Raw genomic sequence first — 26485 nt, forward strand, 5'->3', positions numbered from 1 at the left:
TGAAAGATATTACTAAGGTTCATTGTAGTGACGGATATAGCTACGTTTGACTACGGAAAACTACAATTTTATGAGATTAAATGCAGAGACGCTTTTTCTGAGGTTACGGAACAGATTACTGAAGAAGTACAAAGCGCATTTGAGGCTGATATTGATACTTTAGCTACGTTGCACGAACAGTTTTTACAAGATTTAGCCGAACCAATTTTGGAGATTTACTGGGAACTGGAAGATATCACCGAAGATATAGATCCTGGTTTTCCATATCAAGTAGAAGCTACACTAGAAAAAAATGCTGCTTGTATTGGTTGTAGTAACTATCATGGCCAGGTTTATAGCGGTAATTTGTTAGTCTGTGCTATGCACCCTCATGGTTGGGATGATAAAAATTGTCCTGACTGGGAAAAAGAAAGTAAGTAACTCATTAAGCTGGAGAGAAATGTTAAAAACTGTTAAGTTAATAATTGTGAATCTCTGCATTTCTTTTTACTAATATAATGAGTAACTTTGCACCTGAAACTGTATCTCCAGCAAGTCAAGAAATGAAATATGGTGAACGCGAAATTGCGGAAGGGAAATTAATTACATTTCCGAACCCCCGCATTGGGCGACGCTATGACGTTAATATTACTTTACCGGAATTTACTTGTAAATGTCCTTTTTCCGGTTATCCTGACTTTGCGACCATTTATATTACATACATTCCAGATGAAAGGGTAGTAGAGTTGAAGGCACTCAAGCTTTATATTAACAGCTACCGCGATCGCTATATCTCCCATGAAGAAACAGCCAATCAAATTTTAGATGATTTTGTCGCTGCTTGTGATCCTTTAGAAGTCACCGTGAAAACAGATTTTACCCCTCGTGGGAATGTGCATACAGTAGTTGAAGTCAAACATCAGAAAGGTGTTTATAGCAGGAGTCAGGAGTCAGGAGTCAGGAGTCAGGAGTAAGAAAGGCAGTTAGAAAGAAGTTCTCTGGGTGGGGAAACCCCACCCCTACTAACTCACTAAAGCAGTGCGAGAAAAACCATTTTGTCGCGCTAATTTTTCTGCAATTAGCTTTTGATAAACTGCTTCATAACCATCAGTCATTTGCTGAACACTAAAATGTTCTTCCACATATTGACGACAAGCGTAACGATTTAAACTCCTGACTTGATCAATAGCATTAATACATTCTTCGACATTATCACAGAGAAAACCTGTTTCCCCGTTAACAATCACTTCTGCTGTTGAACCCATTCGCATGGCAATTACAGGCGTACCTGATGCCATTGATTCTACCATAACTAAACCAAAAGGTTCTCGCCAAGTAATTGGGAATAAAGTTGCATAAGCACCACCCATAAGGGCATTTTTTTGGAGATGATTGGCTTCACCTAAATATTCAATTTGCTGACCATCAATATGCGGTTTAACTTTTTGTTCAAAATATTCCCAATCTACCAAATCTACCTTACCTGCAAGTTTTAACTTCCGACCAGTTTTTTTAGCAATTTCAATTGCTAAATGTGGTCCTTTTTCTGGAGACATTCTGCCTAAAAAAGCTAAATAAGATGGTTCTGTTGGTTGAGGATAAAATTCATAACTACTAACATCAATGCCATTATAAACAGTGTCTACATAGTTTAATCCTAATCTGGGTTCTTTTTGAGAATTAGAGATACTAATATAAGGCTGTTTTCGACAATGTTTAAATATTTTTTCATTGTCTGGTGTGAAAATGCCATGTAAGGTATGCACTGTAGGAGTTGTTACCAGGTTTGCAGATGTTAAGGTTGCGACTCCCATGTGGGAATGAATAATATCGAAATCTGCGGCTTTTTCATAGACTGATGCTATTTGTAGAAATTCATAAATACTTGAATCTCTGATAGTAGAATCTAGCCTTAAAGCGCGGGGATGAACTGATATTAATTTGGCTAAAGTTAAAGAATCTCCTGATGCAAATAATGTCACTTCGTGTCCTCGACGGACTAATTCATCAGTTAATAACCCCACTACCAATTCTATTCCACCATAAGCTGGTGGTGGTACTCTCTCCCACAGTGGAGCGATTTGAGCAATTTTCATTATCAATCTCCTAAAATATCCGATTTCTATTTCCAGTTATTTGAAAATAAATTGAATAGCTAACAGGAAATAGCTAAAAGTAAAAAAACCGCCCTTATTCATGATTGTACTACCAAATCTTATGCTTTATATTTGATATATTTTGTCTATCTGAGGTAATGTCAATGTCTGATACTTAAGAAATAAATTAGACAAAATATAATTGTTATATTTTGGATTTTGAACTTGACTTAAAAGACAAAAATAAGTATAATATATAACGATAAATAAATAGTTGCATATATTAAGTAAAATGAATATATACAAACAAATAAATAAACCGCGTGTTTCCTGGCAGGCAGTTTTTGCACTAGTTATATTTGTGTTTATGTACCTACCTATTTTGGTACTGGCTTTTTATAGTTTTAATCAGTCACCTTATAGTGCGAAATGGCAAGGATTCACCCTGGAATGGTATGGAAAACTATTTAATGACGAACGGATTTTATCCGGGTTATATAATAGTTTGTTGGTGGCTTTTTGTGCAGTAGGAGTTTCCGCAGTGTTCGGAACATTAATGGCTGTGGGGTTGGCACGTTATGATTTTCCTGGTAAGAAATTATATCAGGGAATTGCCTATTTACCCTTATTAATTCCTGATATTGCGATCGCTGTTTCGACACTAGTATGTTTAGCGGCCTTTGCTATTCCTTTGAGTATATGGACTATTATCGCCGCCCATATTGTTTTTTGTCTATCCTATGTGGGTTTGGTAGTGTCTGCGCGCATGAATAATATTAATCCTCATTTAGAAGAAGCCGCATTAGATTTAGGTGCAACACCCATACAAGCCTTTATTTTGGTTTTATTACCTCAATTAATGCCGGGGATTATTTCTGGGTGTTTATTGGCTTTTGTATTGAGTTTGGATGATTTTTTAATTGCTAGTTTTACTGCGGGAAGTGGTACTAATACCCTACCAATGGAAATTTTTAGCCGCATTAGAACGGGAGTCAAACCGGATATTAATGCTTTAAGTGTGATGTTAATTTCTATGACTGCTATTGTGGCTTTGATAGGGGAATTGATTAGAACTGCGGGGGAAAGGAGAGAATAGGTTGAAATTAATTCAAAGTAGAAAAATGTTTTAAAAATTGCATAAAAGCAGGAATATGATATTTAGCATAATTACTCTGCTCTGAGTAAAATTTAGCTATTTGCCTTAATAATTCATCCCTAAATACCTCCTCTGTATTAGTCCAATCACTTGGTGGTTTAATGTCTTCCCAATAATCCTCTTGAGTTTTGTTATCCTTAACTTTTTTAAGCATTAATAAGGCATAAATTAACTCATTTTTGTGTGTTTCATCTGGAGAATTTTCAAACTGTTCTTTCCAGGAATCACGTAACTTTTCTAAATCTGTACAATCTAATCCTGAGCAATGACTAATGCGATTAGAGACGGTTGATAAGTTATTGTTTAAATCATTGCTATTAATAATAGCATCTGCCATAGTAATATAAATATCTTCAAGAATAAGTTTTTGACTATTATACATAGGAACATTGATGTGATTATCAAAAACTTCTTGCAGTTCAGGTATGATAAAATATGCTTCTTTGTGAATTAATCCTGTTACCCAAATGCGATGATTTCTGGTATTTTCTTCATTAACTTGACCTTGCTGATAAAGATTTGAGAAAATTTCTTCTGTATTAGAGAAACCGTAATTATCAATATTTTGGGACTGTAAATCTAAATCAACTATAGCAAACAGCTTATCAGGATTTAAGTATGACTCTCTACTACCTTCTTCATGTAATTCTAAAAGCTTAAAATAAGTATCTATAACACCTGTTCTACCTTGACAATTAAAAAATTCTGGTTTGTATGTTTTCCATGTCTTTGGAATGCATTTTATATAAAAATCTGCATCTGGCATTTGCTTCATTTTTCCGTAATTTACTGTTGTTTCGTCACTTAAATTTAAAATACTACCTTGACCCTCGCACAAAACAACAATTCTCTGTCTAATGTTTGGATTTCCCAGAATTTCGTTACAATGTTGCATTAGTTTTTTTTGATAAGTATTCATAGTGGAATATTATTATCTGATTTGATAAGTTTTGGTTCTAGTTCCCTGACATGAGCCGGTGTAAGCGCTCGACATAATTGATAAGAATGAGTTGCTAGAATATATTGATTACTAGAAGACCATTCCTCTAAATCTCTAATTATTTCATATTGCCAATCTGGATGAAATCCTATTTCAATTTCATCCATGAGAACAATAGCATTTTTAATTTTACTATACTTTATCCATAGGTAAATACTCAATCTCTTTAATTCACCATGACTTAAATCTTCAGGAGAAAGTTCAATATTTCCATCATTTGTATCTAACTTGAAGGTGATTTTAGAGAAATCTGTAGAGATATTCACTTTTTTATTGGCTAACAATAAATTCAAATCATCTAATAATGCTTTATATCGCTTACCATACTCACCTTCAGTTTCTATAGCATCTCTGGAATCTTCATTGATAGCATTTGTGAATACTTTAATCAATAAGTCTGTTTGAGCAAAGTCATAAGTAAAAAATCCTGGTAGTTTCGATTTAGACATTTTTAATTCTGAATTATAATCTCTATCACTATTTTGTTTAAACAATAGTCTTCTGGACGTTTGAGAAGTAAATAGGAAAACTTGACTAATAGGAGCGGCTAAGAATATTTTATTTGATACTTCATCTAACCAGGCTTCTGCTTTATTTGTATCTAAATTATCACCAATTTCGCATAATACAAATTCTTTTTCTTCGGTATCAATTTCTGAAGAATAATTACATATATATACAATATTTTTTTCATGCAAGTATGTGGATATTTTTTGTAATACAATATCTATTTTTTCTTTCTCTTGGTAATATTCATTAAGATTTATGTTATATATATCAAGCATTTCTTCAACTTCTTCTTTGAGTTCTTCAATTGATGGCAACCGTCTCCTCAACTTATTGATTCCAGCATTTCTTAAACCATTCATTAAGTCAATTAGTCGGATACGTCTAGAACTGTCACTTTGTATTTCTTGATAAGTTTCTATTTTATTAATTGCTTTTTCTAGTTGTTCAATATCTTGTTCTGTTTTAGAAATCTTCTTAGTGATATTCTCTAGTTCTTGAAAATTAGATAATTTCCAGTCCTCACTATTTTTGTATTCATGATCTTGTTTTAAGATATTTTCAATATAAGTGTTATGACAAACTAGAAATTTAATTTCAACTTCTTTTTCACCATCCCAAATCTTGATAATAGCTAATACTCTATCACTAGAATCATCATTAAGTGTAAAGCCATGTAGTAAATTCTTTATAAAAACTTTTCTTCCTGGATTTGTGCAGCAATGTAATAACACAAAAACTAATTGTAAAAGTGTACTTTTGCCACCTCCATTGAGACTTCCTAAAGGAAAGATATTAGGGACAAACCTTCTATCAAACTTAATATCAACATCTTTCAAAACTCGGAAATCGGGTACTTGAACTTGTAGTAACTTCATGTGAATTTTCTTCCTTGAGAAACATTACATATTTGAATTATACCGTTAACACTGAATCACGGCTAACTTAATCATAATTTATTTAGGGTGGGAATTACCCACCACAATATTCTACACCTTAAACTTAGCGGTAATCCGTTTCATGGCTTCTTCCACATTTTCCCGACTATTAAAGGCAGAAATGCGGAAATAACCTTCACCCGCAGCACCAAAACCAGAACCGGGAGTTCCCACAACATTCACAGTTTCTAATAACTTATCGAAAAATTCCCAACTAGATAAACCATGAGGAGTTTGCACCCATACGTAAGGAGCATTTACGCCACCATAAACATTTAAACCAGCGTTTGTCAGTTCTTCACGAATGATTTTAGCATTGTCTAAATAGAAGTTTACCAAAGCTTTGATTTGTGCTTGCCCTGCTTCTGAATAAACTGCTTCTGCACCCCGTTGAATAATATAAGAAACGCCGTTAAATTTGGTAGATTGACGACGATTCCAGAGTTTCCAAAGTTCCACATTAGAACCATCAGCAGCTTTGGCTGTGAGGGTTTTGGGAACAACAGTTAAAGCGCAACGAGTCCCAGTAAACCCGGCATTTTTAGAGAAAGAACGAAATTCAATTGCACAATCTCTAGCACCTTCTATTTCAAAAATAGAATGAGGTAAACTAGGATCTTTAATAAATGCTTCATAAGCAGCATCAAAAAAGATAATTGAACCGTTAGCTTTAGCATAATTTACCCATGCTTGCAAATGTTCTTTCGTAGCAGTTGCACCTGTGGGATTATTAGGAAAGCAAAGATAAATTAAATCAACTTTTTGGCTAGGAATTTCAGCGGTAAAATTGTTTTCAGCGGTGACAGGTAAATAAACTAAACCACCATATTCACCTTTTTCATTAGCATCTCCGGTGTTACCTGCCATGACGTTGGTATCTACGTAAACGGGGTACACTGGGTCTGTAACGGCGATGATGTTATTTTTGCCAAAAATATCGAGAATGTTGCCGGAATCGCACTTAGAACCGTCGGAAATGAAGATTTCATCGGCTTCTATGGCTGCTCGTCGCGCTTGAAAGTCGTGGGTGGCGATTTTCTCCCTTAGCCAATTATAACCTTGTTCTGGGCCATATCCTTTGAAAGATGAGCGATCGCCCATATCTTCTACAGCTTTAATCATGGCTGTGCGACAAGCTTCTGGTAAGGGTTCGGTGACATCACCAATCCCCAGACGGATAATTTTAGCATCAGGGTTAGCTTGGGCAAAGGCATTTACCCGACGCGCAATTTCTGGAAACAGATAACCAGCTTTGAGTTTCAGGTAGTTGTCGTTAATTGTAGCCATAGTAAATTTTGAGAAAAAAGATAATCATACACTATTTTACTTTGAGGACAGAAATAAAAAGATCCCTGACTCCTTCAAGAAGTCAGAGATCTGAAACTTTAAGTTATAATTATTTTAGAAAATTCCCATATTTGAGAAACTATGAGTCTCATTAATGAAGCTACTAAACAACGAATTATCCAAGAGGTTTTAGAGGCTAGAAAAAATCGTCCTCAGTTTCTAGTTGCTATGCAGGAACGCCAAAAACAAGGTTTAAAAATTGCGCGACAATGTGCCAAAATATTGAAAGAAAGATTTGGCGCAGAAAAAGTTGTCTTATTCGGTTCTTTATTGGATTATCAACAAATGAGTTGGCGTTCTGATATTGATTTAGCTGTTTGGGGTTTACCAGAAAAAGATTATTTTAAAGCAGTGGGTGTTCTTTTGGATATTGCTGAAGATTTTTCTCTTGATTTGATGGAAGCACAACACGCTAAAGCTTATATTTTACCTGCAATTTCTCAAGGAATAGAGCTATGATTGCATTGAGGAGAAAAATTGCTGAAGAACTTATCAAGCTTGAAGAATTGGTGAATAGAGTTAATAGATTATGAACGAATACAAAGATCCCCGACTTCTTCAAGAAGTCGGGGATCTGAACCTCCTTTCCTTGATAAATCAAATAGGATTGCTATATTTATGGAAGACATGAAAAAATTTGATGCTTTTTTAGTCAATAATTAAATAATACCAATTCCCAATTGCTAATCCCCAATCATCTAATTTACAACTTGATTACTATGACTGCGAGGATCATCTTGATTTCCATCTGTGGCGACTGAGGCGGAAAATTGCGAAGTTTTACCATTACCTTGAATATGGGGAAGAGTAGAACCAGTAATTAAAGCTTCTAAATTACTAGCCATAATGGTGCGGGGAATATCACCAATGGTTTCAGCGATGGTTTCTCCTTGTTTACCCAAAAATACAAAGTGGGGAATGCCATCTACTCGATATTTGAGCATTTCTGGCAACCATTTGGTATTATCAACATTCAACATCACAAAATTCAGGTTGTTATTGTACTTTTCTCTGAGTTTGGCCATGTCGGGAGTCATTTTCTGACAAACTGTACACCAATCGGCATAAAACTCGACTAGAGAAGGTTTTCCGTTGCTGAGGGCTACTTCTAAGGGAATAGCAGTTTTACCCAATTCCGCCAGGGAAACTGAGGTAGAATCAGTTTTAAGTCCCAGGAAGAGGGCAACTCCCAAAGCGATCGCTACAATGGCAATTAAGAAGTTTTTGATGCGGTTACTAGAATTTACAGGGGCTTGGGTACTCATAATCAATTTATTAAGACTTATTAACTTAGTTCATCATCTAGTTTACTGTTTTCTAACATAATGAAAAAAAGAGTTACCCTGACCTTTCCCAAACGGGCGATTCAAATGCCTGTTACCTACCGACTAGCAAAGGATTTTAATGTCGCTGCGAATATTATTCGCGCCCAAGTTGCGCCTAACCAAATTGGTAAACTGGTAGTAGAATTATTGGGAGACATTGATCAGTTAGATGCAGCAATTGAATGGATGCGATCGCAACATATTCATGTTTCCCTGGGTTTAGGTGAAATTATCATTGATGAGGATGTATGCGTTCACTGTGGTTTATGTACGGGAGTTTGTCCCACTGAAGCCTTGGCTATTAATCCAGAGACATATAAACTCACCTTTGTGCGATCGCGTTGCATAGTCTGTGAACAATGTATTCCTACCTGTCCCGTACAAGCTATTTCCACTAATCTTTAAACAACAATTAAGTATTAATTCAAGTTGTGAATTATCTACTTGAGGCTGGATATTGGTAATAAAATTCCTGGTTTCATCCTGTTCATCCTTCAATTCTGGACATCCTAATTCTGACAATGAAAATCCCCTCAGAAACACCAATCAAAACCCTCGGTGAAACTGCACATCAAGCCATTGAAAAACATTTTACAAACGCCATAAAATGGGAAAAAGCAGTTAAAAAAGACGAAGATCCAGAACCACTCCACCAAATGCGTGTGGGAATGCGGCGCTTACGAACTGCTGTTAGTAGATTCGAGAGATATTTATTTTTACCAAAATTAGTTAGTGATAAAAATATTGGTAAACTTGCTAGAATTTTAGGTGGTCTCAGAGATTTAGATGTGCTTGCAGAAATTCTGGAAAAGAATTACAAACCGCATCTAGTTGAAAAAGAACAAAAATCTCTAAAAACCGCTTTTAAAGAATTGCATAAACAACGAGAAATTGCCGTTTCTCATGTGCAGAATATATTTAAAGATGAAGTTTATAAATCTTTTAAAAATGAAGCTGAAAATTGGTTAAAAAATCCTAGTTATCGAAGTTTCTCATTTGTACCAATTTCTCATGTACTACCAGATTTACTCTCACCAGAAGTTAGTGAATTTTGCTTACATCCAGGATGGTTAATTGGGACTAAAATTGTTAAATCAGAAATAGTAGTGCAAACAAAATGGACACCCAAGCAATTAGAAGAACATCTGAAAATAGAAGGTAAAACTTTGCATAGTTTACGGAAACAAGCCAAAGGTCTCCGCTACCAAATGGAGTTATTTACTGAATTATATGGTGAATCTTTTACTGCACATCTTCATGATATTAAAAGCATCCAAGAAATCTTGGGAATGATTCAAGATAATATGGTTTTACATGAGTGGTTAGAGAATATCTTCAAATCAGAACTGGATACTCAATTACGTGGATTAACGACCCTACTAGCCGCAAATCGTTATCAATTATGGCAAGAATGGCAACCACTCCAACAACGTTATTTGCAAGCAGATATTAGATATAATTTACATTTAGTAGTATTACAACCGACATTGGTAAATCTTAAACAAGAAGAAAAAGATTAATTTATGGTATGTTTAAATATATAATAATCGGCATTACGCACTTCAAAATGTCACATATTTATGCTTCAAAAATGTTACCAAATTAGGATAGTTTTATTAAGTATTAATCCTGATTTTTCCTGGTGGTAATGCGATCGCGAAGCGCGACCTAGGAATCGCTATCTGACCATTATTAGCCCGATATTGGTAATCTTGATGTATTACAAAATGAAGTGCGGAATGTGGGTTCATAAATGTTGATTGCGTAACAAAACGTTACAACCCCGATTTTGGAATTCAAAATATAGTACAAAATAACTATTTTCTAGCCATTACCTCTAATATTGCAGGTGGGAGAAAAGTTAATTAAGTGATAACGCTTTATACTGCTATTATTTTCAATATACTGTCAGTTATGGGAATGCTTCCATGAATACCCTCAAAACTCAATCAGATAATTACTTTAAGAAGAATTGGGAAATATATCAAAAAGTCTTAGCCAATAATTGCATGGAACACCGAGAAATTTATGGTGTTTTGCATAAATTATTAACTGATTACTTGCCAGCACCATTTTCCTTACTTGAACTTGGATGCGGTGATGCTAGTTCATTAGTTCAAGCTTTATTAAATACTACCGTTGCCTCCTATACCGGAATTGACTTATCTGCGGCTGCTTTGGAAATTGCCCAAGGCAACATGGCACAAATTAACTGTGAACAAACTTTTATTCAAGACGACATATCGAAAGTTGTTGAGGAACTAGCTCAAAACCGAAAACAAAGCTTTGATATAGTTACGACTTCCTTTGTTTTACATCATCTAAGTTTGGCACAAAAAGATAAAGTTATTGAGCAAGTATTCCATCTTTTGAAACCCAAGGGTGTATTTGTTTTGATTGACATAGTTTGTAAAGAAGGGGAAGACCGAGAAAAATTTGTTAATCGCTACTTAGAAAATATGCGTCAAAACTGGACTGCACTCTCGTCTCAAGATATGTCCATGATTGAAAATCATATATCTACTTATGATTTCCCCGAAACTCAAACTACTTTGTACCAACTTGCACAAAAGCACAATTTTGTTCGTTTTGAATGCTTATACAAAGATACTTTTGAATCTGCACAATTTTTATGCCTATACAAGTAATTTTACACTCTCAGGGGTAAAGACACGGATAGCGAACGCGAGTGCGTCCCGGAGGGAACTAGCGCTGCTGCAAGCAGATCGAAACAACGGTACTCTTGTAGTGCGGGCATCTTGCCCGCTAGATATGTACCTCATAACACCGGGAAGTGCTGTATATTCACAATATATTCGCCATTTTTTGTAGGTTGGGTTGACCCAAGGAAACCCAACAAATGCGTTGGATTTTGTCCCATTGCTGTGGGAACATAAACGCTCCACAAACCAACCGACAAATCAAGGTTTTTTCAATTTGGCTAATTCCACCAATCCCCAATTCTTATGAGTGATAATATTAATCCTGCGGATTTTCCTAAATCAGATGTAGCAAATAACAACCAGTCACTGACCTTACAACGGGGTGGTGAAGAGTTAATGCTAGAAAAAACGCTATATCGTTTTACTATCCGTCCTAATGCTAATTTTCCCAATGAAAAATTATCACAGATTCCTGGTAGCGTATGGCGGCGGAGTATTCCTCAAGCGAAACTAGAATTATATACGGTCTTTCCTAATCAGTTAGACGCAGTCATGTCTCAATTACGCAATGATGAAAACGTAGACTTTGTGAGTCATGTTTATACGCTGGAAAATAATCCGGGAACTTTTGTTTATCTCAGCGACCAAATTACAATTCAATTTGCTACTTGGGTAGATAATACTAAAATTAATACTATTACCAGTACATTGAATTTAGTTCAAGATCAACCAGTATTCGGCATACCAAATACATTCATTTTTCTTGTTAGTAAACAATCCACACAAAATCCCGTTAAAATTACCAATTATTTACAAACATTGCCAGAAGTTTTAGCGGCTGAACCGAATATTCTCATTCAACAAGAACCCAATTATAAACCCAAAGATTCTCTTTATTCCCAGCAATGGTATCTCAATCATAATAGTAGTAATCAATTGGTGGCTGGTTCGCATATTTCCGTAGAACAAGCTTGGGATACTACTCGTGGTGTGCGTTCTATCGTGGTGGCTGTAGTAGATGATTCCTTTGATTTAAAACATCCAGATTTTCAAGGTACAGGTAAAATTGTTGCTCCTAGAGATTTAAAAGAAAATGATTTTTTACCCTTACCTGGAGAAAAAGAAACTAGTCATGGGACTGCTTGTGCAGGATTAGCTGTAGCTGAAGAAAATGGTTCAGGAATTGTGGGAGTTGCTCCTGGCTGTGCAATGATGCCAATTCGCACTACTGGCTTTTTAGATGATCAATCAATTGAGGATGTTTTTAATTGGGCTATAGAAAAAGGCGCAAGTGTAATTTCTTGTAGTTGGGGAGCTTCTGCTGTTTATTTTCCCCTTTCTATTCGGCAAAAAGCCGCTATTAACCGGGCTGCTACCAATGGACGCAAGGGGAAAGGATGTGTGATTGTTTTCGCAGCCGGAAATGCTAATCGTCCCATTAATGGGACTATAAATGAACAGAATTGGCCGAAAAATATTGTTCAAGGGAAGACAAATTGGTTAAGCGGTTTTGCTGTTCATCCTGATGTGATTACTGTATCTGCGTCTACTAGTTTAAATAAAAAGGCTGCTTATAGTAATTGGGGAGGTAATGTTTCTGTTTGCGCTCCCAGTAATAATGCTCCTCCAGGAATGTGGTTTCAAGAAACTGGTTTTGTTTATACACAACCGGCAATTGTTTCTTCTCTATTTGGATTGGGAGTGTTGACAACAGATCAAATAGGTGCGGCTGGTTATGATGCGGGAAATTTTACTAAAAACTTTGGTGGTACTTCCAGTTCTACTCCCATTGTGGCAGGAGTAGCGGCTTTGGTATTATCAGCTAATCCTGATTTAACGGCTCAACAAGTTAAACGGATTCTCCAAGATACGGCTGATAAAATAGTGGATAATAACCCTGATCTTCAGTTGGGTGTGCGTGGGGGTACTTATAATAGTAATGGTCATAGTCAATGGTTTGGTTATGGCAAAGTTAATGCTGCTAAGGCTGTGAGACTAGCGCAGCAGATGGGTGCGGTTGCTAAAATTACGAATAAACAAATTCAGGTCAAAAATTCTCAAGTTGTGAATATTCCTGATAATAATAGACAGGGAATTAAAAGTGCGATCGCTATTAATGAAGCTGTCAATGTCACAGATATCCAAGTTACCGTGAATATCATCCATGATTTTTTAGGAGATTTAGAAGTTTATTTAATTGCTCCTAATAATCAGCGGATTTTATTACAAAGTCGTACATTAGGTCGTCGTAATCAATTACAAAATACTTACACAGTGCGATCGCATCCTGCCCTTAAACAATTACTTTCTTTACCCGCAAAAGGTAACTGGCAATTACAAGTTATTGACTATGCAGCCCTAGACGTGGGCAAACTTAATAACTGGGAATTGGTAATTGGACACGGGAAGTAAGGGAACAGGGAACAGGGAACAGGGAGAGGAATTTTCTTTCTTCTTCTTTCTTCTTCTTTCTTCTTCTTCCTCCTGACTCCTGACTCCTCTCAATTATGAATTTCTGCAAAAATGCGATCGCTAATTTCTACTTCTTGATGACTTAATTGTTTTAATTTATGGGTTAAATCTGCTGTCAGCCTTTTGGCTTCTTGTTTTAAATTTCCATTCATATAATCTGCGGCTTTGATAGGTTCACCAATATGAATACTCACATCAGTACCCCAATGAGGATAGGGTTCACTGTAATGGATACCGACAGGAATAACTTTAATATCTAATCCTGGATAGGTAGATTCAGCAGTCACAGCTAAACGAGCGATTCCCGGCTTTAGGGGATGAACTTGACCATCACGATGAATACCACCTTCGGGATAAATAACTAACATTTCCCCCTGCTGCATTAACTCTACCGTATGCCGGAGAGTTGCGATCGCCGGACGTTCAATATTTACAGGAAAACCCCCCATTCGCAGCACCAACCAACCTTGCAACCCCTGACATTCATTACTCGTTACCATAAATCGCATATCTCTACCCGTCACACAACGACCAGTAGCATAGGGCAAAACCAAGGAATCCCACCGGGAACGATGGGTAGGTGCAAGAATTACTGGTCCACTTTTAGGAATATTTTCTCTTCCAGTCACCTTAATATGCCCAAAGAAAGATGGCAAAATCATGCAGCGTCCTAGAAGATAAGCAACACGGATTAACCAAGGCGAAACCCGCGAGGTATTCTGAAGCACCGAAGGTCGCCGAGCGGAGTCGAGGTGAGGATTTACAGGCGTATTTTTAGTTTGAGAATGGCGGTTGGTAGAAGCAAAGTATGATTTGATCATAACGGTGGCTGATTTTTTGGCGAATAGAAGATGACACACACTTGATTATGTCCACCGTAGATTTTCTTGGGTAACTTGTATTTTCCCATTTGGACAGTTTTATCTGTGTCTGTTATTTTTGTTGACGTTGGGTAGCAAACCAATTTTGTAATTGTTCTCGACAGTCTGATTCTAGAATACCTCCTAGCACTTTCAGACGGTGATTAGAGGCTGGATGATCAGGGATGTTAATAACAGTACGAATTGCGCCAGTTTTGGTATCGTCCACGCCATAGATCAATTTTCCCAATCGGGCATGAACTATAGCACCGGCACACATCGGACAGGGTTCTAGAGTGACATATAAAGTGCATTGATGCAAGCGCCAACTTTGTAAAACTTGACTAGCAGCCCGAATCGCCATAATTTCTGCGTGTGCAGTCGGATCTTGATCCCGTTCTTTGCGATTTTCACCCACAGCAACCAATTTATTATCTATGTCAACAATTACAGCCCCCACAGGAACTTCACCAGCATCACCCGCCACCCGTGCCAATTCCAGGGCGTGATTCATCCATTTTCGATGTTGTAAATATTCTGGGTGTTCAAGCATTGGGGGAAGGAGTCAGGAGTCAGGAGTCAGAAGTCAGGAGTCAGGAGTCAGGAGTCAGGAGTCAGGAGTTCAGTAGAAGGAGGAAGGAGGAAGGAGGAAGAAGGAAATTACCAATTACCAATTACCAATTACCCATTACCCATTACCCGCAACCTCAAATAACAGAAGGTCAAGTTGAGCTTTTGCATCTAATTGATACAGGTCATCACAACCACCAATATGTTGATTATTAATAAAAATTTGGGGGACGCTACGGCGGCCGTCGGCGCGTTCTGCCATATTTGATCTGGCTGTTTCGTCGCCATCAATTTTGTACTCGGTGAAATTAACACCTTTCCACCATAGTAGCATTTTGGCGCGGATGCAGTAGGGGCAAGTTTGCCAAGTGTAAATTTCTACATTGGCTTTGATTTGCTCTGGATGGCGACCGAGAAGAGAGTTGAGAAAATTTAGCATATTCTTAATTAAGAGGTTTTCTTGTAATTAAATCTCATCTACAGAAATCCAGTTTAATAGCTGGAGTGCCGTTAGTCATACTCCTAAGAGGATATATTTGCCACGAGTATCAATAAATGTTTCAATTATAAAGAAGATTCTTGAGAAAAAACAATTATGAAATTTAGTAAATTATCTGTCATTTTACAGGGGATAGGGATGCCTTTAGCGATCGCCCCTTTAATCCTAATTCTGAGCGCCTGTAATGATCAACCACAAAATAATACACAAAATCCCGTTAGCACTCCCCAAGGACAAGTTACTCGCGTTCTCTGGAATCGCATTAAAAGCCGTGGACAGCTTATTTGTGGTGTTAGCGGGGAACTACCAGGATTTAGTTTTGTCAGCACTGACGGCAAATATAGCGGCATTGACGTTGATATTTGTCGGGCTGTTGCAGCAGCAGTATTTGACAATCCAGACGCGGTAGAATATCGCAATCTCAACGCGAAAGAACGATTTACCGCTTTACAAACTGGAGAAGTAGATATTCTCAGTCGCAATACTAGCTGGACTTTTAGCCGTGCAACTTCCCAAGGTTTAGATTTCGCACCTGTGGTATTTTACGATGGTCAAGCTGTCATGGTGCGTAAAAATAGCAATATTAAATCTATCAAAGACCTGAAAGACAAAGCCATTTGTGTGCAAACTGGAACTACTACTGAACAAAATTTAGCAGACCAAATGCGGAAACAGGGAATTACTTATAAACCCGTTGTTTTTGAAGATGTGAATATTACCTTTGGTACTTATGCTGAAGGACGTTGTGATGCTGTAACTACAGACCGTTCCGCTTTGGTTTCTCGACGGACAACCTTGCCTAAACCAGAAGATAATATCATTTTAGATGATGTTCTTTCTTCTGAACCTCTAGCGCCAGCAGTTGCTAAGGGTGACAGTAAGTGGAGTGATATACTCAAATGGACTGTTTATGCTTTGGTGAAAGCAGAAGAATTGGGAATTAATTCTCAAAATTTAGCAGAGTTTACTAATAGTAAAGATCCCGATATTAAACGTTTTTTAGGAACAGAAGGAAATCTCGGAGAAGGAATTGGTTTAACAAAGGATTTTGCTGCCAAAATTATCAAGCACGTTGGTAATTATGGCGAAATTTATGATCGCAATTTGGGAACAAAGACAAAACTAAATCTCCCACGCGGACAAAATCAAATTTCCTCAAAAGGAGGATTACTCTATTCTCCACCTTTCCGCTAAGGAAGCAAAAGAACTTTATTACTATTAATAACTGACAACTGACAACTGACAACTAACAACTAACAACTGACAACTGTACGGGCGAAGCATTTGGAGAACTATTTTTGGCAATGACCGACAATTTATCTTCCAAATGCTTCGCCCCTACTAACAACTAACAACTGACAACTAACTAATGACCAATTCAAAACCTCCTTTATGGCGTGATAATCGCTTTTGGCAAAATGCTATCCAGCTAATTTTTGTATTTTTAGCAGTAGTTATAGTTATTATCTTGTGGGGGAATGTCAGACGAAATTTACAGCAATTAGGAATTCAATTTGGATTTAATTTTCTCAAGCAACAAGCATCTTTTGATATTGGTGAAACTCTCATTAATTATCAACCAACGGATGCTTATAATTATGCTTTATTAGTAGGATTAGTTAATTCTCTAAGAATAGCAATAATGGGAATTTTTCTCACCACAATTGTGGGAATTACTGCGGGAATTGCGCGATTATCAGATAATTGGTTAGTGAGGAAAATTAGTCTAGTTTATGTAGAAGTTTTTCGGAATACTCCATTATTATTGCAATTGCTATTTTGGTATTTTGCAGTTTTCTTGAGTTTTCCCAAAGCTGAAAATAAACTTTCCTTATTGGGTTTTGTTAACTTTAGTCAAAACGGGATTCAACTTCCTTGGTTTACCTTATCTCCAGAATTTTCTAGTTTATTATTGGGGTTAACTTTTTACACAGGTGCGTTTATTGCGGAAATTGTGCGCGGGGGAATTCAATCAGTCCCGAAAGGACAACTAGAAGCAGCGAAATCTCTGGGGTTAAACCCAAGTTTAGCAATGCGGTTGGTGATTTTTCCCCAAGCTTTGCGGGTGATTTTTCCACCATTAACCAGTCAATATCTAAATTTAACAAAAAATTCCAGTTTAGCGATCGCTATCGGTTATCCTGATATTTATTTTGTTGCTTCTACCACTTTTAACCAAACTGGGAAAGCTGTAGAAGTAATGCTGTTAATTATGATTACCTATCTGACTTTGAGTTTGATAATTTCTTTCACCATGAATTTATTTAATCGTTCTGTGCAGATTAAGGAAAGATGAGTTTAAGCGCAGATGTAGCTACTTCCGATTCTGAATTGACTCAAAAATGGCTGGTTCAATATGACAGAACATCAGAAGTTTAGCCAACTTACTAAAGATTTCTCCTCAGAAAGAAAAGCCAAAATTGCCAATCAAGCAGCTACACTAAAAGAAAAAGAGGATTATCATGCTAAGTCTTCAAAAGTATAACTTCAAGTTCTGAACGTTCTCGAAAGCGAAAGGGCAATACTTGAGTTATTGCATTTGTAGTAAATTTAATAGTTCCTGTACACCATACATCTGTCCAGATCAAGCTGTATTCACAAGCATTGTCACCACTAAGCTCAACTTCGTACTCTAACTTTTCACTTGTTGTATAACTACGCCCTCTTTGCCTTTCTACTTCAGTGAGTATTGAAGCTCCAAGAATATCCTTAAATCCTAAATTCAGATTTTCGCCTTTTAAATTACGCAAAGTAATATCTAATGTATGTTCAATTGTACGAGATCGTCTGACCGTAATTTTGACATTGAGAGGTACAAATATCGTCTCAGCACTTGTCCGAATCCTTTCAAAATCTGAATCAAGACAAACCTTGACATTTTGGATATTCTGTTTATCTACTGGCTCAGAATATTTACCGCTACTATGTGTTTTTTTCTCCAAGTTTCTAACATGGTCAGATAAGCAAATCCATCGGCTGCTATTCAATACTAGAGATTGTTGATCAATAACTATTCCACATTGACTTAATACCCAAGGTGCTAAAAAATTATTCAACAATTCACTACACTCTATCGGAAGGTTATTTGTTGTTGCAGCATACAAAATGGAATCAACTTGATAGCAGATACTGAAAGATGAAAAAGTCTGCAATATCGCCAATTGACCAGGAGAAGCAATAAAAAAGTTTACTTCTACTTTTGGTATTAATCTTTTAGATGTAGTTCCAGAGATAGCTGCTGCCAAAGTTTCTGTATAAGCCAGAAGACTTGCTGGAGGAGCATGGAAATAAGTAATCCCACATCCACGTTGTTTAGCCCAGGCATTAATAGCGGAGTAAAATTTATCCAAATTAAAATCGGATAATTTGTATCTTCTAATACTCCATTCAACCATTTATCCCTCCAGCCCCATAGATTGCATTAACCGATATTTCGCTATTATACAGATTGTTTAAACCAACTACACAACAAAACTGTATAAACTTTTATAGTGCTTATTCTACAGGATGCTTAGTATATGATGAATATAGTTGAGCAGCACTTATACTACCAAATTCTTCAGTAAATACAGCAACAGCCTGATTATTTTCAGGAGAACGAATAACAAAGTTTTTGTCTGTTGAATTATAGTCTAATTGCAATAATTCTATACCTTCATACTTAGCTACTTTACTAGCCCCTTCTTGTAATCCTTGTGTAGTTACGATTATTCCTCTACTTGCTCCCACATCTTTAATTATATAAGCAAATGCAGCTATTATATTTTGTTCTAATGCTGCACCTTTTTCAGATTTTTTGCGTTTGTAGTGTTTACATTCAACCAAAATACGCTGTTCATTGATGTCATCACCATAAGCGTCTACTTGCCAATTTGTACCAGATTTACCAGGCAATTTTTCTTTAGGTTGAATTTTAAAATCTTTTAAGCTCAGGTGTTTTTGTAAATATTTTTTAACTACTTCATCGTTAAGAATACTACTTGTATATTCTTCATATTTTCGCCAGCTTGTTTGTTTTTTTAACATAGAAATTTGGACTTCAAATATTAGGATTTAAGTGTGATTGCTCTGCTATTGTGATAGATGCGTTAAATAAAGTGGTAAATTAACAGGAATAGGAACTACATCAGGAAACCTTTCTGCAACTAAAGGTTTAAGTGTATATCCAAGATAATTTTCAATACCATTTTGGAGTTTCGGTTCGACAATAGTCCAAGTTACGAACAATTCACCAAATTCTTTATAAGACATAATCTCTTGAGTATGCCGATGTACAGACAATCAGTCTAAAATTATACCTTGTCCTATACGCACTACCCTTTCTTCTATTCCTTCATACCAAATGATATAAACACCTGAAAGTCGATACTTTGACAATTCAGTAAGATTCACTCCTTCTAATAATTGCCTTGATTCCCATTCAACAGAAAGCATTATTTAATCCTTGATCTCAGTGTATTTATTTTACTATACTATTAATAATTCTATTTGCACATTTATGACAACTACTAAATTTCCTGAGTATCATTGTGTGATTATCCTACTCCCCAATTCCCAAAGAGCGCTACATTTGCTAAAATTGTAATCATCACGACACAAATGAATCACCATGTACTCCACCAATCCACACCAAGAACTCTTACAAGCGATCGCTAACCTTAGTGATCAACAAATCCCACTTGTCTTACAATTTATCTCATCATTGGAAACACCTGTTAACAATTATCCAACTTCGGCTAAAACAGTTTTAGAACGAATGGGTGGTTATCCCAAATTTTTACTAGAAGGATCAGGAGATTTGTCGGATAGAGATGTACGCAAAAATGCGATCGCTGACAGAATTCAAGCAAGACATCAAACAAGAACTCATGAATAATTATCCCCTGATTTTAATTGATACTGGAATTCTTGTTGCCTTCTATGATCGTAAAGATAAGTATCACCAACAAGTTGTTAGCTTTTTTAGCACTTGTACTAGTCAACTCATCACAACAATTGCCTGTGTTACAGAAGTGATGTGGTTACTTGCGCCAAATACAAAAGTGCAGAACGAATTCTTATCTGCTTTATCAATAAGAGTTTTCTTATGCGAACATTTATTGCCATCAGACTATCAAAGAATCCAAGAACTTAACACAATTTATCAAGATTTACCAGCAGATTTTACCGATTTATCACTTATCGCCATTTCTGAAAGATTAAACATTTCTGCCATTGCCACTCTAGACAAAGACTTTAATATTTATCGTCGCTATCGAAAACAACCATTTAATCGCATATTTTTACCTTAATTTAGACTGACATTTTTATGATGATTAAACTAACTTGGTTAAGAAAAAATCTCTTTAATAATTGGTACAATAGTCTATTAACTGTTGTTTGTTTTATCTTTCTATTTTGGTTAGTTCAAGGATTTGCAATTTGGTTAATTACTAAAGCACAATGGCAAGTAATCCAAGTTAATTTACACTTATTTTTAGTAGGAAGATTTCCCCAAAGTTTATATTGGCGAATTTGGATTGTATTAGGAATATCTACAACTTTAACTGCAATTACTGGGGGTGCATTTACCAAAAAAGCAATATTCACAAACCGCAATTCTTTGATTGCTGTTGTGATTATGGGGATTTCACTGTTTATTTTCCCCATACCATTAACAAGCCGTTTATGGTTATTATTAATTACGGGTTCAATATTTGCAGGTTTGATAATTGGTCAAAATTTTACTAAAATCATCACACCTTGGCTTTCACTAATCTGGTTATCATCTTCTTTCATAATTATCTGGTTAATTGGTGGTGGTTTAGGATTGCAACCTGTATCTACAAACCTATGGAATGGGTTATTACTTACCCTATTAATGGCAATAATTAGTATTTTCCTTTCCTTTCCGATAGGAGTTTTACTCGCATTAGGAAGAACCAGCAATTTACCTGTAGTGCGGTGGTTTTCTATTCTTTATATTGAAATTGTTAGAGGATTACCCTTAATTGGGATTCTATTTTTAGCCCAAGTTATGTTACCCTTATTCTTACCAGCAGATTTACGTTTAGATCGTTTACTCAGAGGTATTGTGGGACTAATATTATTTAGTGCAGCATACATGGCTGAAAATGTGCGCGGAGGACTACAAGCAATTCCCAGAGGACAAATAGAAGCAGGAAAAGCACTAGGATTAAATACACCTTTATTACTCATATTAGTCATATTACCCCAAGCCTTACGCGCAGTTATTCCCGCAATTGTTGGTCAATTTATTGGCTTATTTAAAGATACTTCCCTTTTATCATTAGTGGGATTAGTAGAATTAACAGGAATAGCACGTTCTATATTAGCACAACCGCAATTTTTAGGAAGATATGCAGAAGTATATTTATTTATCGGGTTGATTTATTGGGTATTTTGTTATTCAATGTCCTTAGCTGCTAAAAACCTAGAAAAACAATTAACATCGTAGGTTGGGTTGACGCAAGGAAACCCAACATTCCTAAATATCTATTTAAATCTTAAACTACACAAAAGGAATATATGACAGAATCAAAACCGATAATTATTGCTAAAGATGTTCACAAATGGTATGGTAAATTCCATGCCCTTCAAGGTGTAAGTTTAACCGTAGAACGAGGAGAAGTGGTTGTTTTAATGGGACCATCTGGTTCGGGAAAATCAACCTTTATTAGAACATTCAACGCCTTAGAAGAATATCAACAAGGAACTATTACCATTGACGGAATTACCCTCAGTCATGATTTAAGAAATATTGAAACAATTCGTCGAGAAGTGGGAATGGTATTTCAGCAATTTAATTTATTTCCCCATTTAACAGTTTTAGAAAATATCACCTTAGCACCAATATATGTCCGCAAAATATCCAAAGTTAAAGCCGAAGAATTAGCAATGCAATTATTAGAAAGAGTGGGAATTTTAGCACAAGCACAAAAATATCCAGGACAATTATCTGGTGGACAACAACAACGAGTAGCCATAGCGCGTGCATTAGCAATGCAACCGAAAATCATGTTATTTGATGAACCGACATCAGCATTAGATCCAGAAATGGTGAGAGAAGTTTTAGACGTAATGCGAAACCTAGCTAATGACGGAATGACAATGGTAGTTGTTACCCATGAAGTCGGATTTGCGCGAGAAGTTGCTGATAGAGTAGTGCTAATGGACAGCGGTTTATTAGTTGAATCCTCTACCCCCGACACCTTTTTTACTAATCCCAAAGAAGAGAGAACCAGGAAATTTTTATCACAAATTCTCTAGGGTGATTCAATCAGGCTAAAGATCCCCGACTTCTTAATTTAATCTTTTGTAAATAATGATAATTTATCAAAGAAGTCGGGGATCTAAATGCAGGTTTAACGATGTCCAAATATTGGGAAGATTTGATAATGTTCTTTATCTATTTCTGTCCAGCAATTTTCTAGTAATAATTTGGCTGTTTCTTCAAGCCAGATATTGAAGTCTATTTGATAAGTTATGGTCATAGATTTAATTTACCTCTGACTGCAATTATTTGATGACATGATAATCAATAATCAGTGAGTCATTTCATTTAAAGCTATATTAATTATTTCTTCACTAACTCCATGATATTTTAAATTTTCAATAAAAGTAGAAACTCCTTGATTACGACTTTCTAAATAATATAATATAGCTGCGATAGGAGATGGAGGATCAATAGGATAATTTTGTTGTTCATAGACTTCTACTAAAGTCGTTAAAATATCTAATTTCTCATATTCTGGTGTATTAGGTTCAGCATCAAAAATTTGTTCGATTTCTTTTAATGCCTGTTGATGATCTGATTCTGTTCTAATGGGTTTTAAGTTCATAATATCAAGCCTCCTTAAACAATAGTAGCATCTATTTTGTCATATTCTTGATGAGTACCAATAAAGCGAATAAAAATAATGCCAATTTCATAACGAATATGGATAATTAAACGATAATTATTACCTTTAATATTAAAAACTACTCGGTTATTGGCAATAATACTGGCATTAGCATAAACTTCTTTAATATCTGATGGACTTTGCCAATTTGCACGGGAAGCATCATCAAACCATGCTTTTAAAGGCTGTTCTATATCAGGATGTTTTTGCCAATATTCTCTTAGGGTACTCCGAGCAATAATTCTCATTGTTATAGTTTTTATTAAAAGGATATTTTTTTATCAAAAAAATTAGTTGACTTGACTTGGTATTTAAAATTTATTTTACTGTAGTTAAAGGTTGTCGGTGCGCGATCGCTAGGTTAACCGTATACATGGTATCTAAAATTACATTTATAAAAATTGTTTACAGGATTTACAAGTATATTTGTACTATGATACAATAAATGCGATATTCTCAGTTTTTCAATAGGAGTAAATTGTATGTCAAATCATAGCGGAAGTTATATGTTAAATGAAGTGATTACAATTTTGAAACGTGAGCATTGTTTTGATCATTTGGATCAAGAAGAGAAGCAAAATCTGATTGAAGAAATTGTCAAACTAGCTCGTTATGAAGATGATTGTAATCCGGGGGAAATTTTAGAAGGACACACAGACTATTTTAAAATCTGTCTGGTCTTTGTGTAAAATGTAGGTAATTACATATTTTTAACGCAAAGGTGCTAAGGAGCAAAAGAAGAAAATAAGGTTTTTGGAAAATGATACCTAACATAAATTAAGTTGTGGTTTCTATTTGCCAATCTTCTAGATAAATTTCTGCCGTTTCGATAGCTTTTATACAAAAAGCATTAATATCTCTAGCTGATAAGTTGACATTAACAAACACCCCATTTTCTAATTTTCTCGTATCCCGAAAATCTTTTTCATCTCTACTAATGAACCGGGGAAATTGTTCCATAACATCCTTAAATTTATCGGCATCTAAATCAGCGATCACATTTAAAGTTTTTTCTAAAACATCCCGCCAACTTTTGACAGGATATTCCTTACTAAAAATTTTTAGTTGTTTGGGAGTTGTACCCCTTACCTTAGTTTTCGCAGAATTCATAAGATTTTCATTACCAAAGTAAGGCCAAATTTGTAAAACTTTTTCTGCTAAATATAAACTCCTTTTTTCTATATCTTCTCTTTTCCAAGTTTCTTGATTTTCAAAGTATTTATTTATTTCCAAATGACTATTGATCAATATTTCTTTTTTCTGGATAAATTCAGCATTATATAATTCACCATTGTAAGCTGTAATAGTTATATTACCCAACGAGTGCAGTAATAAATCATGAGTTATGTCGCCCTCTTCTCCTAAATGTTCTTGCCACCATTTAGTTATAGTTTGTGGCATAATATGTTCAATAGTTAGATTAGTAAAAGATACTTGTTCTTTATGATAGAAGGATTCTTCTATAGATTCTAAAATTAATTTACCTTTACAAGTACGTCCAGTACCATATAGTTTAACATCCAATAATCTATCTTTAAATTCTGTATCTTTGGGATAATCTCGATTTTGTAAATCTAGTTTTAATCTTTCCACAAAATCAGCATGAGCTAAATTACTTGCTTTGCTAACTTGAGAATACAGTACAGAAAATATCCTATTTAATCCCCTGGTTTGGACGTTACAAATAAATCGGCGAATAATGAAATTTTCTAAAATCTGCAAAACAGCAATAAAATCTGCTTCTGAAAGTTTATTTTTTTCATAATCATGATAACAATTAAGTAAAAAAGGATAAACAGTAGCTACTTTTAAACGGTTGATTCTTTCCAAACAACGACGAATTTTTAAATTATTCTCTTTTAGTGGATCTAAAAGTTTTGCATAATATTCCGAAAATTCATATAAATCTTTTAAATAATCAATAGCATCTCTTTTGATCATTCTTTCTTTAATCTGAAAATAAACTTCATCTTTCTTAATTTCTACGCCATCTCTGGTTAAATAATGTCTGATAAATTCTGTTAAATTAACATCTAAAGTTTGTTGCATTGGTAGCCAATATTTATTATAAGCACCGTCTTGATTTTCCGTATTAATTCTCAAGAAAAAATAATTACGAATTAAATCTGCTTGTGTTAAAGGTTCACCTTTAGCATTGAGACTTTCAAAGACTAAATAAGGATTATCTTCTGTACTTAAAACAACGCTCACAATAGATAAATAACTACAAATTACTTTCTTGAGATCAGAAAAATCTAAATTACTTTGTCTAATCTTCTTTTCAAAAAATAAGTAACATTCAGTAATACCAGAATTATTTACATAATCTTGACCATTAATTAAACTATGAAAAGACTGTCTATCTACCTGGGTAGGTTGAAGTTTATAATGGTCTAAACCTTTTTTATATGGATTAACAATAATAGTATTATGAATTTCTGCGGCTAACTCATCATGAATATTTTTAGCTTTATCTCGCAAAGCACAAAGCAGGATAAAAATAGTAGTTAAACGTTGTTGTCCATCAATTAATAAATATTTACTTACACCTTCAGGTATAGCAGAAGTTGGCATAGTGACAATAGAACCCATAAAATGAGGACGACGATTATCGCTATGATATAGTTCTAAAATATCATTCCATAGAGATTCCCACTGAGATTTTTTCCAACTGTAGGCTCTCTGAAACAAGGAAACAACATACTGTTTATTACCTTCAATAATCTCTTGCAGCTTAGTTTCTGATGCTTGCATGGTTAATGTACTCTGATTTACTCGATAGTTATGCTTTTAGTATAAAAGAATCTTGTATAAATAGCATAAGATAGCGTAACAAAATTAAACATCAAATATATCCAGGGAATAAATTCCCTGTCTAAAAGCAAAAGTCGGTTAAAACCGACTCATAAAAAATAATTCTCCTTTTACTAATCTGCTTGATTGTGAATCGTTGCATTAACTTCTAATACTTTGATACCTAGTTTTCGGGCTATTTGTTTTGGTGTTAAATTTAATGCCCATAAATTCAGGATTTCTTGTTCTTGTGCTGGTGTGATAATTTACTACAGCGGTTTCCGCTCTTATGAGGTACAAAGTCGAATCAATCATGAAACTCTTGTAGTGCGGGCATCTTGCCCGCTAGATATGTACCTCATAACACCGGGAAGTGCTG

33 protein-coding genes are annotated in these 26485 nt (G+C 35.4%); 17 read left to right on the forward strand and 16 right to left on the reverse strand.

What is annotated here, in order from left to right:
• Nucleotides 1–27: 27 nt before the first annotated feature.
• Complete coding sequence (locus AN490_RS00440; protein ID WP_299998872.1) at nt 28–420, forward strand: hypothetical protein; 393 nt, start codon at nt 28–30, stop codon at nt 418–420.
• A 77-nt stretch (nt 421–497) separates the two neighbouring features.
• Nucleotides 498–953, forward strand: coding sequence for a preQ(1) synthase (gene queF / locus AN490_RS00445; RefSeq protein ID WP_213717949.1), 456 nt, complete (start codon nt 498–500; stop codon nt 951–953).
• Between the two features lie 48 nt (nt 954–1001).
• Here queF and AN490_RS00450 read toward each other — a convergent pair whose 3' ends face one another.
• Nucleotides 1002–2075, reverse strand: coding sequence for a glycosyltransferase family 4 protein (locus AN490_RS00450; RefSeq protein WP_015079294.1), 1074 nt, complete (start codon nt 2073–2075; stop codon nt 1002–1004).
• Nucleotides 2076–2367: 292 nt separating this feature from the next.
• On the opposite strand from AN490_RS00450, the gene AN490_RS00455 reads away from it, so the two are divergent.
• The gene (locus AN490_RS00455; RefSeq protein ID WP_366925003.1) at nt 2368–3171 is read left to right on the forward strand and encodes an ABC transporter permease; all 804 of its coding nucleotides are present in this window, start codon (nt 2368–2370) and stop codon (nt 3169–3171) included.
• A 7-nt stretch (nt 3172–3178) separates the two neighbouring features.
• Here AN490_RS00455 and AN490_RS00460 read toward each other — a convergent pair whose 3' ends face one another.
• The 3 genes from AN490_RS00460 to AN490_RS00470 form a co-directional block, all read right to left on the reverse strand.
• Nucleotides 3179–4150 (reverse strand): hypothetical protein, encoded by a 972-nt coding sequence (locus AN490_RS00460; protein ID WP_148765888.1) that lies wholly within the window; start codon nt 4148–4150, stop codon nt 3179–3181.
• The gene (locus AN490_RS00465) at nt 4147–5616 is read right to left on the reverse strand and encodes an AAA family ATPase (RefSeq protein ID WP_299998880.1); all 1470 of its coding nucleotides are present in this window, start codon (nt 5614–5616) and stop codon (nt 4147–4149) included. The genes AN490_RS00460 and AN490_RS00465 overlap by 4 nt, the downstream gene beginning before the upstream one ends.
• A 111-nt stretch (nt 5617–5727) precedes the next feature.
• Nucleotides 5728–6963 carry an LL-diaminopimelate aminotransferase gene (locus AN490_RS00470; RefSeq protein WP_299998882.1) on the reverse strand — a complete coding sequence of 412 codons (1236 nt, stop codon included), beginning with the start codon at nt 6961–6963 and terminating at the stop codon, nt 5728–5730.
• Between the two features lie 141 nt (nt 6964–7104).
• On the opposite strand from AN490_RS00470, the gene AN490_RS00475 reads away from it, so the two are divergent.
• Nucleotides 7105–7482 (forward strand): hypothetical protein, encoded by a 378-nt coding sequence (locus AN490_RS00475; RefSeq protein ID WP_299998884.1) that lies wholly within the window; start codon nt 7105–7107, stop codon nt 7480–7482.
• Nucleotides 7483–7721: 239 nt separating this feature from the next.
• Here the strand turns inward: AN490_RS00475 and AN490_RS00480 are convergent, their stop codons facing one another.
• Entirely contained in the window at nt 7722–8288 is a 567-nt protein-coding gene (locus AN490_RS00480; RefSeq protein ID WP_299998886.1) for a thioredoxin family protein, read from the reverse strand.
• A gap of 60 nt (nt 8289–8348) precedes the next feature.
• Here AN490_RS00480 and AN490_RS00485 point away from each other — a divergent pair, with 60 nt between their 5' ends.
• Both AN490_RS00485 and AN490_RS00490 read left to right on the forward strand, forming a co-directional pair.
• Entirely contained in the window at nt 8349–8753 is a 405-nt protein-coding gene (locus AN490_RS00485) for an NIL domain-containing protein (RefSeq protein ID WP_015079300.1), read from the forward strand.
• 116 nt (nt 8754–8869) lie between these two features.
• The gene (locus tag AN490_RS00490; protein ID WP_299998890.1) at nt 8870–9868 is read left to right on the forward strand and encodes a CHAD domain-containing protein; all 999 of its coding nucleotides are present in this window, start codon (nt 8870–8872) and stop codon (nt 9866–9868) included.
• A 96-nt stretch (nt 9869–9964) separates the two neighbouring features.
• Here AN490_RS00490 and AN490_RS00495 read toward each other — a convergent pair whose 3' ends face one another.
• Nucleotides 9965–10099, reverse strand: coding sequence for a hypothetical protein (locus tag AN490_RS00495; RefSeq protein ID WP_299998892.1), 135 nt, complete (start codon nt 10097–10099; stop codon nt 9965–9967).
• A 177-nt stretch (nt 10100–10276) separates the two neighbouring features.
• Between AN490_RS00495 and AN490_RS00500 the strand changes: the two genes are divergently transcribed.
• Both AN490_RS00500 and AN490_RS00505 read left to right on the forward strand, forming a co-directional pair.
• Nucleotides 10277–10996 (forward strand): class I SAM-dependent methyltransferase, encoded by a 720-nt coding sequence (locus tag AN490_RS00500; RefSeq protein ID WP_299998894.1) that lies wholly within the window; start codon nt 10277–10279, stop codon nt 10994–10996.
• Nucleotides 10997–11314: 318 nt separating this feature from the next.
• The gene (locus AN490_RS00505; protein ID WP_299998896.1) at nt 11315–13423 is read left to right on the forward strand and encodes a S8 family serine peptidase; all 2109 of its coding nucleotides are present in this window, start codon (nt 11315–11317) and stop codon (nt 13421–13423) included.
• Between the two features lie 89 nt (nt 13424–13512).
• Here AN490_RS00505 and AN490_RS00510 read toward each other — a convergent pair whose 3' ends face one another.
• Together AN490_RS00510 and tadA are read right to left on the reverse strand one after the other, a co-directional pair.
• Nucleotides 13513–14304: a 1-acyl-sn-glycerol-3-phosphate acyltransferase gene (locus tag AN490_RS00510; RefSeq protein WP_299998899.1), complete on the reverse strand. Its 792-nt coding sequence runs from the start codon at nt 14302–14304 to the stop codon at nt 13513–13515.
• Nucleotides 14305–14416: 112 nt separating this feature from the next.
• Nucleotides 14417–14857, reverse strand: a complete 441-nt coding sequence (tadA, locus tag AN490_RS00515; protein WP_271821339.1) for a tRNA adenosine(34) deaminase TadA — start codon at nt 14855–14857, stop codon at nt 14417–14419.
• 27 nt (nt 14858–14884) lie between these two features.
• Between tadA and AN490_RS00520 the strand changes: the two genes are divergently transcribed.
• Complete coding sequence (locus AN490_RS00520) at nt 14885–15058, forward strand: hypothetical protein (protein ID WP_299998901.1); 174 nt, start codon at nt 14885–14887, stop codon at nt 15056–15058.
• On the opposite strand, the gene grxC is transcribed toward AN490_RS00520, so the two are convergent.
• Nucleotides 15032–15352, reverse strand: a complete 321-nt coding sequence (gene grxC / locus AN490_RS00525) for a glutaredoxin 3 (protein ID WP_271821315.1) — start codon at nt 15350–15352, stop codon at nt 15032–15034. The genes AN490_RS00520 and grxC overlap by 27 nt on opposite strands.
• A 156-nt stretch (nt 15353–15508) precedes the next feature.
• Between grxC and AN490_RS00530 the strand changes: the two genes are divergently transcribed.
• The 3 genes from AN490_RS00530 (at nt 15509) to AN490_RS00540 (ending at nt 17897) form a co-directional block, all read left to right on the forward strand.
• Entirely contained in the window at nt 15509–16606 is a 1098-nt protein-coding gene (locus AN490_RS00530) for an amino acid ABC transporter substrate-binding protein (RefSeq protein ID WP_299998905.1), read from the forward strand.
• A 175-nt stretch (nt 16607–16781) separates the two neighbouring features.
• Nucleotides 16782–17708, forward strand: coding sequence for an ABC transporter permease subunit (locus AN490_RS00535; protein ID WP_299998907.1), 927 nt, complete (start codon nt 16782–16784; stop codon nt 17706–17708).
• Nucleotides 17709–17768: 60 nt separating this feature from the next.
• Nucleotides 17769–17897: a hypothetical protein gene (locus AN490_RS00540; RefSeq protein WP_299998909.1), complete on the forward strand. Its 129-nt coding sequence runs from the start codon at nt 17769–17771 to the stop codon at nt 17895–17897.
• Here AN490_RS00540 and AN490_RS00545 read toward each other — a convergent pair.
• The 3 genes from AN490_RS00545 to AN490_RS00555 form a co-directional block, all read right to left on the reverse strand.
• Nucleotides 17878–18807, reverse strand: a complete 930-nt coding sequence (locus AN490_RS00545; protein ID WP_299998912.1) for a hypothetical protein — start codon at nt 18805–18807, stop codon at nt 17878–17880. The two genes, AN490_RS00540 and AN490_RS00545, sit on opposite strands and share 20 nt — an antisense overlap.
• A 100-nt stretch (nt 18808–18907) precedes the next feature.
• The gene (locus AN490_RS00550) at nt 18908–19438 is read right to left on the reverse strand and encodes a restriction endonuclease (RefSeq protein ID WP_299998914.1); all 531 of its coding nucleotides are present in this window, start codon (nt 19436–19438) and stop codon (nt 18908–18910) included.
• A gap of 45 nt (nt 19439–19483) precedes the next feature.
• The gene (locus tag AN490_RS00555) at nt 19484–19663 is read right to left on the reverse strand and encodes a hypothetical protein (protein WP_299998916.1); all 180 of its coding nucleotides are present in this window, start codon (nt 19661–19663) and stop codon (nt 19484–19486) included.
• Between the two features lie 358 nt (nt 19664–20021).
• Here AN490_RS00555 and AN490_RS00560 point away from each other — a divergent pair, with 358 nt between their 5' ends.
• The 4 genes from AN490_RS00560 to AN490_RS00575 all read left to right on the forward strand — a co-directional run bounded on the left by AN490_RS00560 (nt 20022) and on the right by AN490_RS00575 (nt 22681).
• Complete coding sequence (locus AN490_RS00560) at nt 20022–20288, forward strand: hypothetical protein (RefSeq protein ID WP_299998918.1); 267 nt, start codon at nt 20022–20024, stop codon at nt 20286–20288.
• The gene (locus tag AN490_RS00565; protein WP_299998954.1) at nt 20281–20703 is read left to right on the forward strand and encodes a PIN domain-containing protein; all 423 of its coding nucleotides are present in this window, start codon (nt 20281–20283) and stop codon (nt 20701–20703) included. The genes AN490_RS00560 and AN490_RS00565 overlap by 8 nt, the downstream gene beginning before the upstream one ends.
• Before the next feature lie 20 nt (nt 20704–20723).
• Nucleotides 20724–21869, forward strand: coding sequence for an amino acid ABC transporter permease (locus AN490_RS00570; protein ID WP_299998957.1), 1146 nt, complete (start codon nt 20724–20726; stop codon nt 21867–21869).
• 71 nt (nt 21870–21940) lie between these two features.
• Nucleotides 21941–22681, forward strand: a complete 741-nt coding sequence (locus tag AN490_RS00575; RefSeq protein WP_299998920.1) for an amino acid ABC transporter ATP-binding protein — start codon at nt 21941–21943, stop codon at nt 22679–22681.
• 95 nt (nt 22682–22776) lie between these two features.
• Here the strand turns inward: AN490_RS00575 and AN490_RS00580 are convergent, their stop codons facing one another.
• Genes AN490_RS00580 through AN490_RS00590 form a run of 3 tightly spaced genes read right to left on the reverse strand, consistent with a single transcriptional unit; the run spans nt 22777 to nt 23561 of the window.
• Nucleotides 22777–22905, reverse strand: coding sequence for a DUF29 domain-containing protein (locus AN490_RS00580; RefSeq protein WP_231395382.1), 129 nt, complete (start codon nt 22903–22905; stop codon nt 22777–22779).
• Between the two features lie 51 nt (nt 22906–22956).
• Nucleotides 22957–23253, reverse strand: a complete 297-nt coding sequence (locus AN490_RS00585; RefSeq protein WP_028089845.1) for a type II toxin-antitoxin system HigA family antitoxin — start codon at nt 23251–23253, stop codon at nt 22957–22959.
• 14 nt (nt 23254–23267) lie between these two features.
• A complete protein-coding gene (locus AN490_RS00590; protein WP_190386809.1) occupies nt 23268–23561 on the reverse strand; it encodes a type II toxin-antitoxin system HigB family toxin in 294 nt (97 codons plus the stop codon).
• A gap of 234 nt (nt 23562–23795) precedes the next feature.
• On the opposite strand from AN490_RS00590, the gene AN490_RS00595 reads away from it, so the two are divergent.
• A complete protein-coding gene (locus AN490_RS00595; protein WP_299998930.1) occupies nt 23796–24002 on the forward strand; it encodes a hypothetical protein in 207 nt (68 codons plus the stop codon).
• Nucleotides 24003–24090: 88 nt separating this feature from the next.
• On the opposite strand, the gene AN490_RS00600 is transcribed toward AN490_RS00595, so the two are convergent.
• Nucleotides 24091–26067: a DUF262 domain-containing protein gene (locus tag AN490_RS00600; protein ID WP_299998932.1), complete on the reverse strand. Its 1977-nt coding sequence runs from the start codon at nt 26065–26067 to the stop codon at nt 24091–24093.
• Nucleotides 26068–26485 lie beyond the last annotated feature (418 nt).

Origin of the sequence: Anabaena sp. AL09, assembly GCF_001672255.1 — a bacterium.
GTDB classification, from domain to species: Bacteria; Cyanobacteriota; Cyanobacteriia; order Cyanobacteriales; family Nostocaceae; genus Dolichospermum; species Dolichospermum lemmermannii.

Coding starts and splice junctions, on each gene's coding strand:
- queF (WP_213717949.1), top strand. CDS start 498: ATGAGTAACTTTGCACCTGAAACTGTATCTCCAGCAAGTCAAGAAATG.
- AN490_RS00450 (WP_015079294.1), bottom strand. CDS start 2,075: ATGAAAATTGCTCAAATCGCTCCACTGTGGGAGAGAGTACCACCACCA.
- AN490_RS00455 (WP_366925003.1), top strand. CDS start 2,368: ATGAATATATACAAACAAATAAATAAACCGCGTGTTTCCTGGCAGGCA.
- AN490_RS00460 (WP_148765888.1), bottom strand. CDS start 4,150: ATGAATACTTATCAAAAAAAACTAATGCAACATTGTAACGAAATTCTG.
- AN490_RS00465 (WP_299998880.1), bottom strand. CDS start 5,616: ATGAAGTTACTACAAGTTCAAGTACCCGATTTCCGAGTTTTGAAAGAT.
- AN490_RS00470 (WP_299998882.1), bottom strand. CDS start 6,963: ATGGCTACAATTAACGACAACTACCTGAAACTCAAAGCTGGTTATCTG.
- AN490_RS00475 (WP_299998884.1), top strand. CDS start 7,105: ATGAGTCTCATTAATGAAGCTACTAAACAACGAATTATCCAAGAGGTT.
- AN490_RS00480 (WP_299998886.1), bottom strand. CDS start 8,288: ATGAGTACCCAAGCCCCTGTAAATTCTAGTAACCGCATCAAAAACTTC.
- AN490_RS00485 (WP_015079300.1), top strand. CDS start 8,349: ATGAAAAAAAGAGTTACCCTGACCTTTCCCAAACGGGCGATTCAAATG.
- AN490_RS00490 (WP_299998890.1), top strand. CDS start 8,870: ATGAAAATCCCCTCAGAAACACCAATCAAAACCCTCGGTGAAACTGCA.
- AN490_RS00495 (WP_299998892.1), bottom strand. CDS start 10,099: ATGAACCCACATTCCGCACTTCATTTTGTAATACATCAAGATTACCAA.
- AN490_RS00500 (WP_299998894.1), top strand. CDS start 10,277: ATGAATACCCTCAAAACTCAATCAGATAATTACTTTAAGAAGAATTGG.
- AN490_RS00505 (WP_299998896.1), top strand. CDS start 11,315: ATGAGTGATAATATTAATCCTGCGGATTTTCCTAAATCAGATGTAGCA.
- AN490_RS00510 (WP_299998899.1), bottom strand. CDS start 14,304: ATGATCAAATCATACTTTGCTTCTACCAACCGCCATTCTCAAACTAAA.
- tadA (WP_271821339.1), bottom strand. CDS start 14,857: ATGAATCACGCCCTGGAATTGGCACGGGTGGCGGGTGATGCTGGTGAA.
- grxC (WP_271821315.1), bottom strand. CDS start 15,352: ATGCTAAATTTTCTCAACTCTCTTCTCGGTCGCCATCCAGAGCAAATC.
- AN490_RS00530 (WP_299998905.1), top strand. CDS start 15,509: ATGAAATTTAGTAAATTATCTGTCATTTTACAGGGGATAGGGATGCCT.
- AN490_RS00535 (WP_299998907.1), top strand. CDS start 16,782: ATGACCAATTCAAAACCTCCTTTATGGCGTGATAATCGCTTTTGGCAA.
- AN490_RS00540 (WP_299998909.1), top strand. CDS start 17,769: ATGACAGAACATCAGAAGTTTAGCCAACTTACTAAAGATTTCTCCTCA.
- AN490_RS00545 (WP_299998912.1), bottom strand. CDS start 18,807: ATGGTTGAATGGAGTATTAGAAGATACAAATTATCCGATTTTAATTTG.
- AN490_RS00550 (WP_299998914.1), bottom strand. CDS start 19,438: ATGTTAAAAAAACAAACAAGCTGGCGAAAATATGAAGAATATACAAGT.
- AN490_RS00555 (WP_299998916.1), bottom strand. CDS start 19,663: ATGTCTTATAAAGAATTTGGTGAATTGTTCGTAACTTGGACTATTGTC.
- AN490_RS00560 (WP_299998918.1), top strand. CDS start 20,022: ATGTACTCCACCAATCCACACCAAGAACTCTTACAAGCGATCGCTAAC.
- AN490_RS00565 (WP_299998954.1), top strand. CDS start 20,281: ATGAATAATTATCCCCTGATTTTAATTGATACTGGAATTCTTGTTGCC.
- AN490_RS00570 (WP_299998957.1), top strand. CDS start 20,724: ATGATTAAACTAACTTGGTTAAGAAAAAATCTCTTTAATAATTGGTAC.
- AN490_RS00575 (WP_299998920.1), top strand. CDS start 21,941: ATGACAGAATCAAAACCGATAATTATTGCTAAAGATGTTCACAAATGG.
- AN490_RS00580 (WP_231395382.1), bottom strand. CDS start 22,905: ATGACCATAACTTATCAAATAGACTTCAATATCTGGCTTGAAGAAACA.
- AN490_RS00585 (WP_028089845.1), bottom strand. CDS start 23,253: ATGAACTTAAAACCCATTAGAACAGAATCAGATCATCAACAGGCATTA.
- AN490_RS00590 (WP_190386809.1), bottom strand. CDS start 23,561: ATGAGAATTATTGCTCGGAGTACCCTAAGAGAATATTGGCAAAAACAT.
- AN490_RS00595 (WP_299998930.1), top strand. CDS start 23,796: ATGTCAAATCATAGCGGAAGTTATATGTTAAATGAAGTGATTACAATT.
- AN490_RS00600 (WP_299998932.1), bottom strand. CDS start 26,067: ATGCAAGCATCAGAAACTAAGCTGCAAGAGATTATTGAAGGTAATAAA.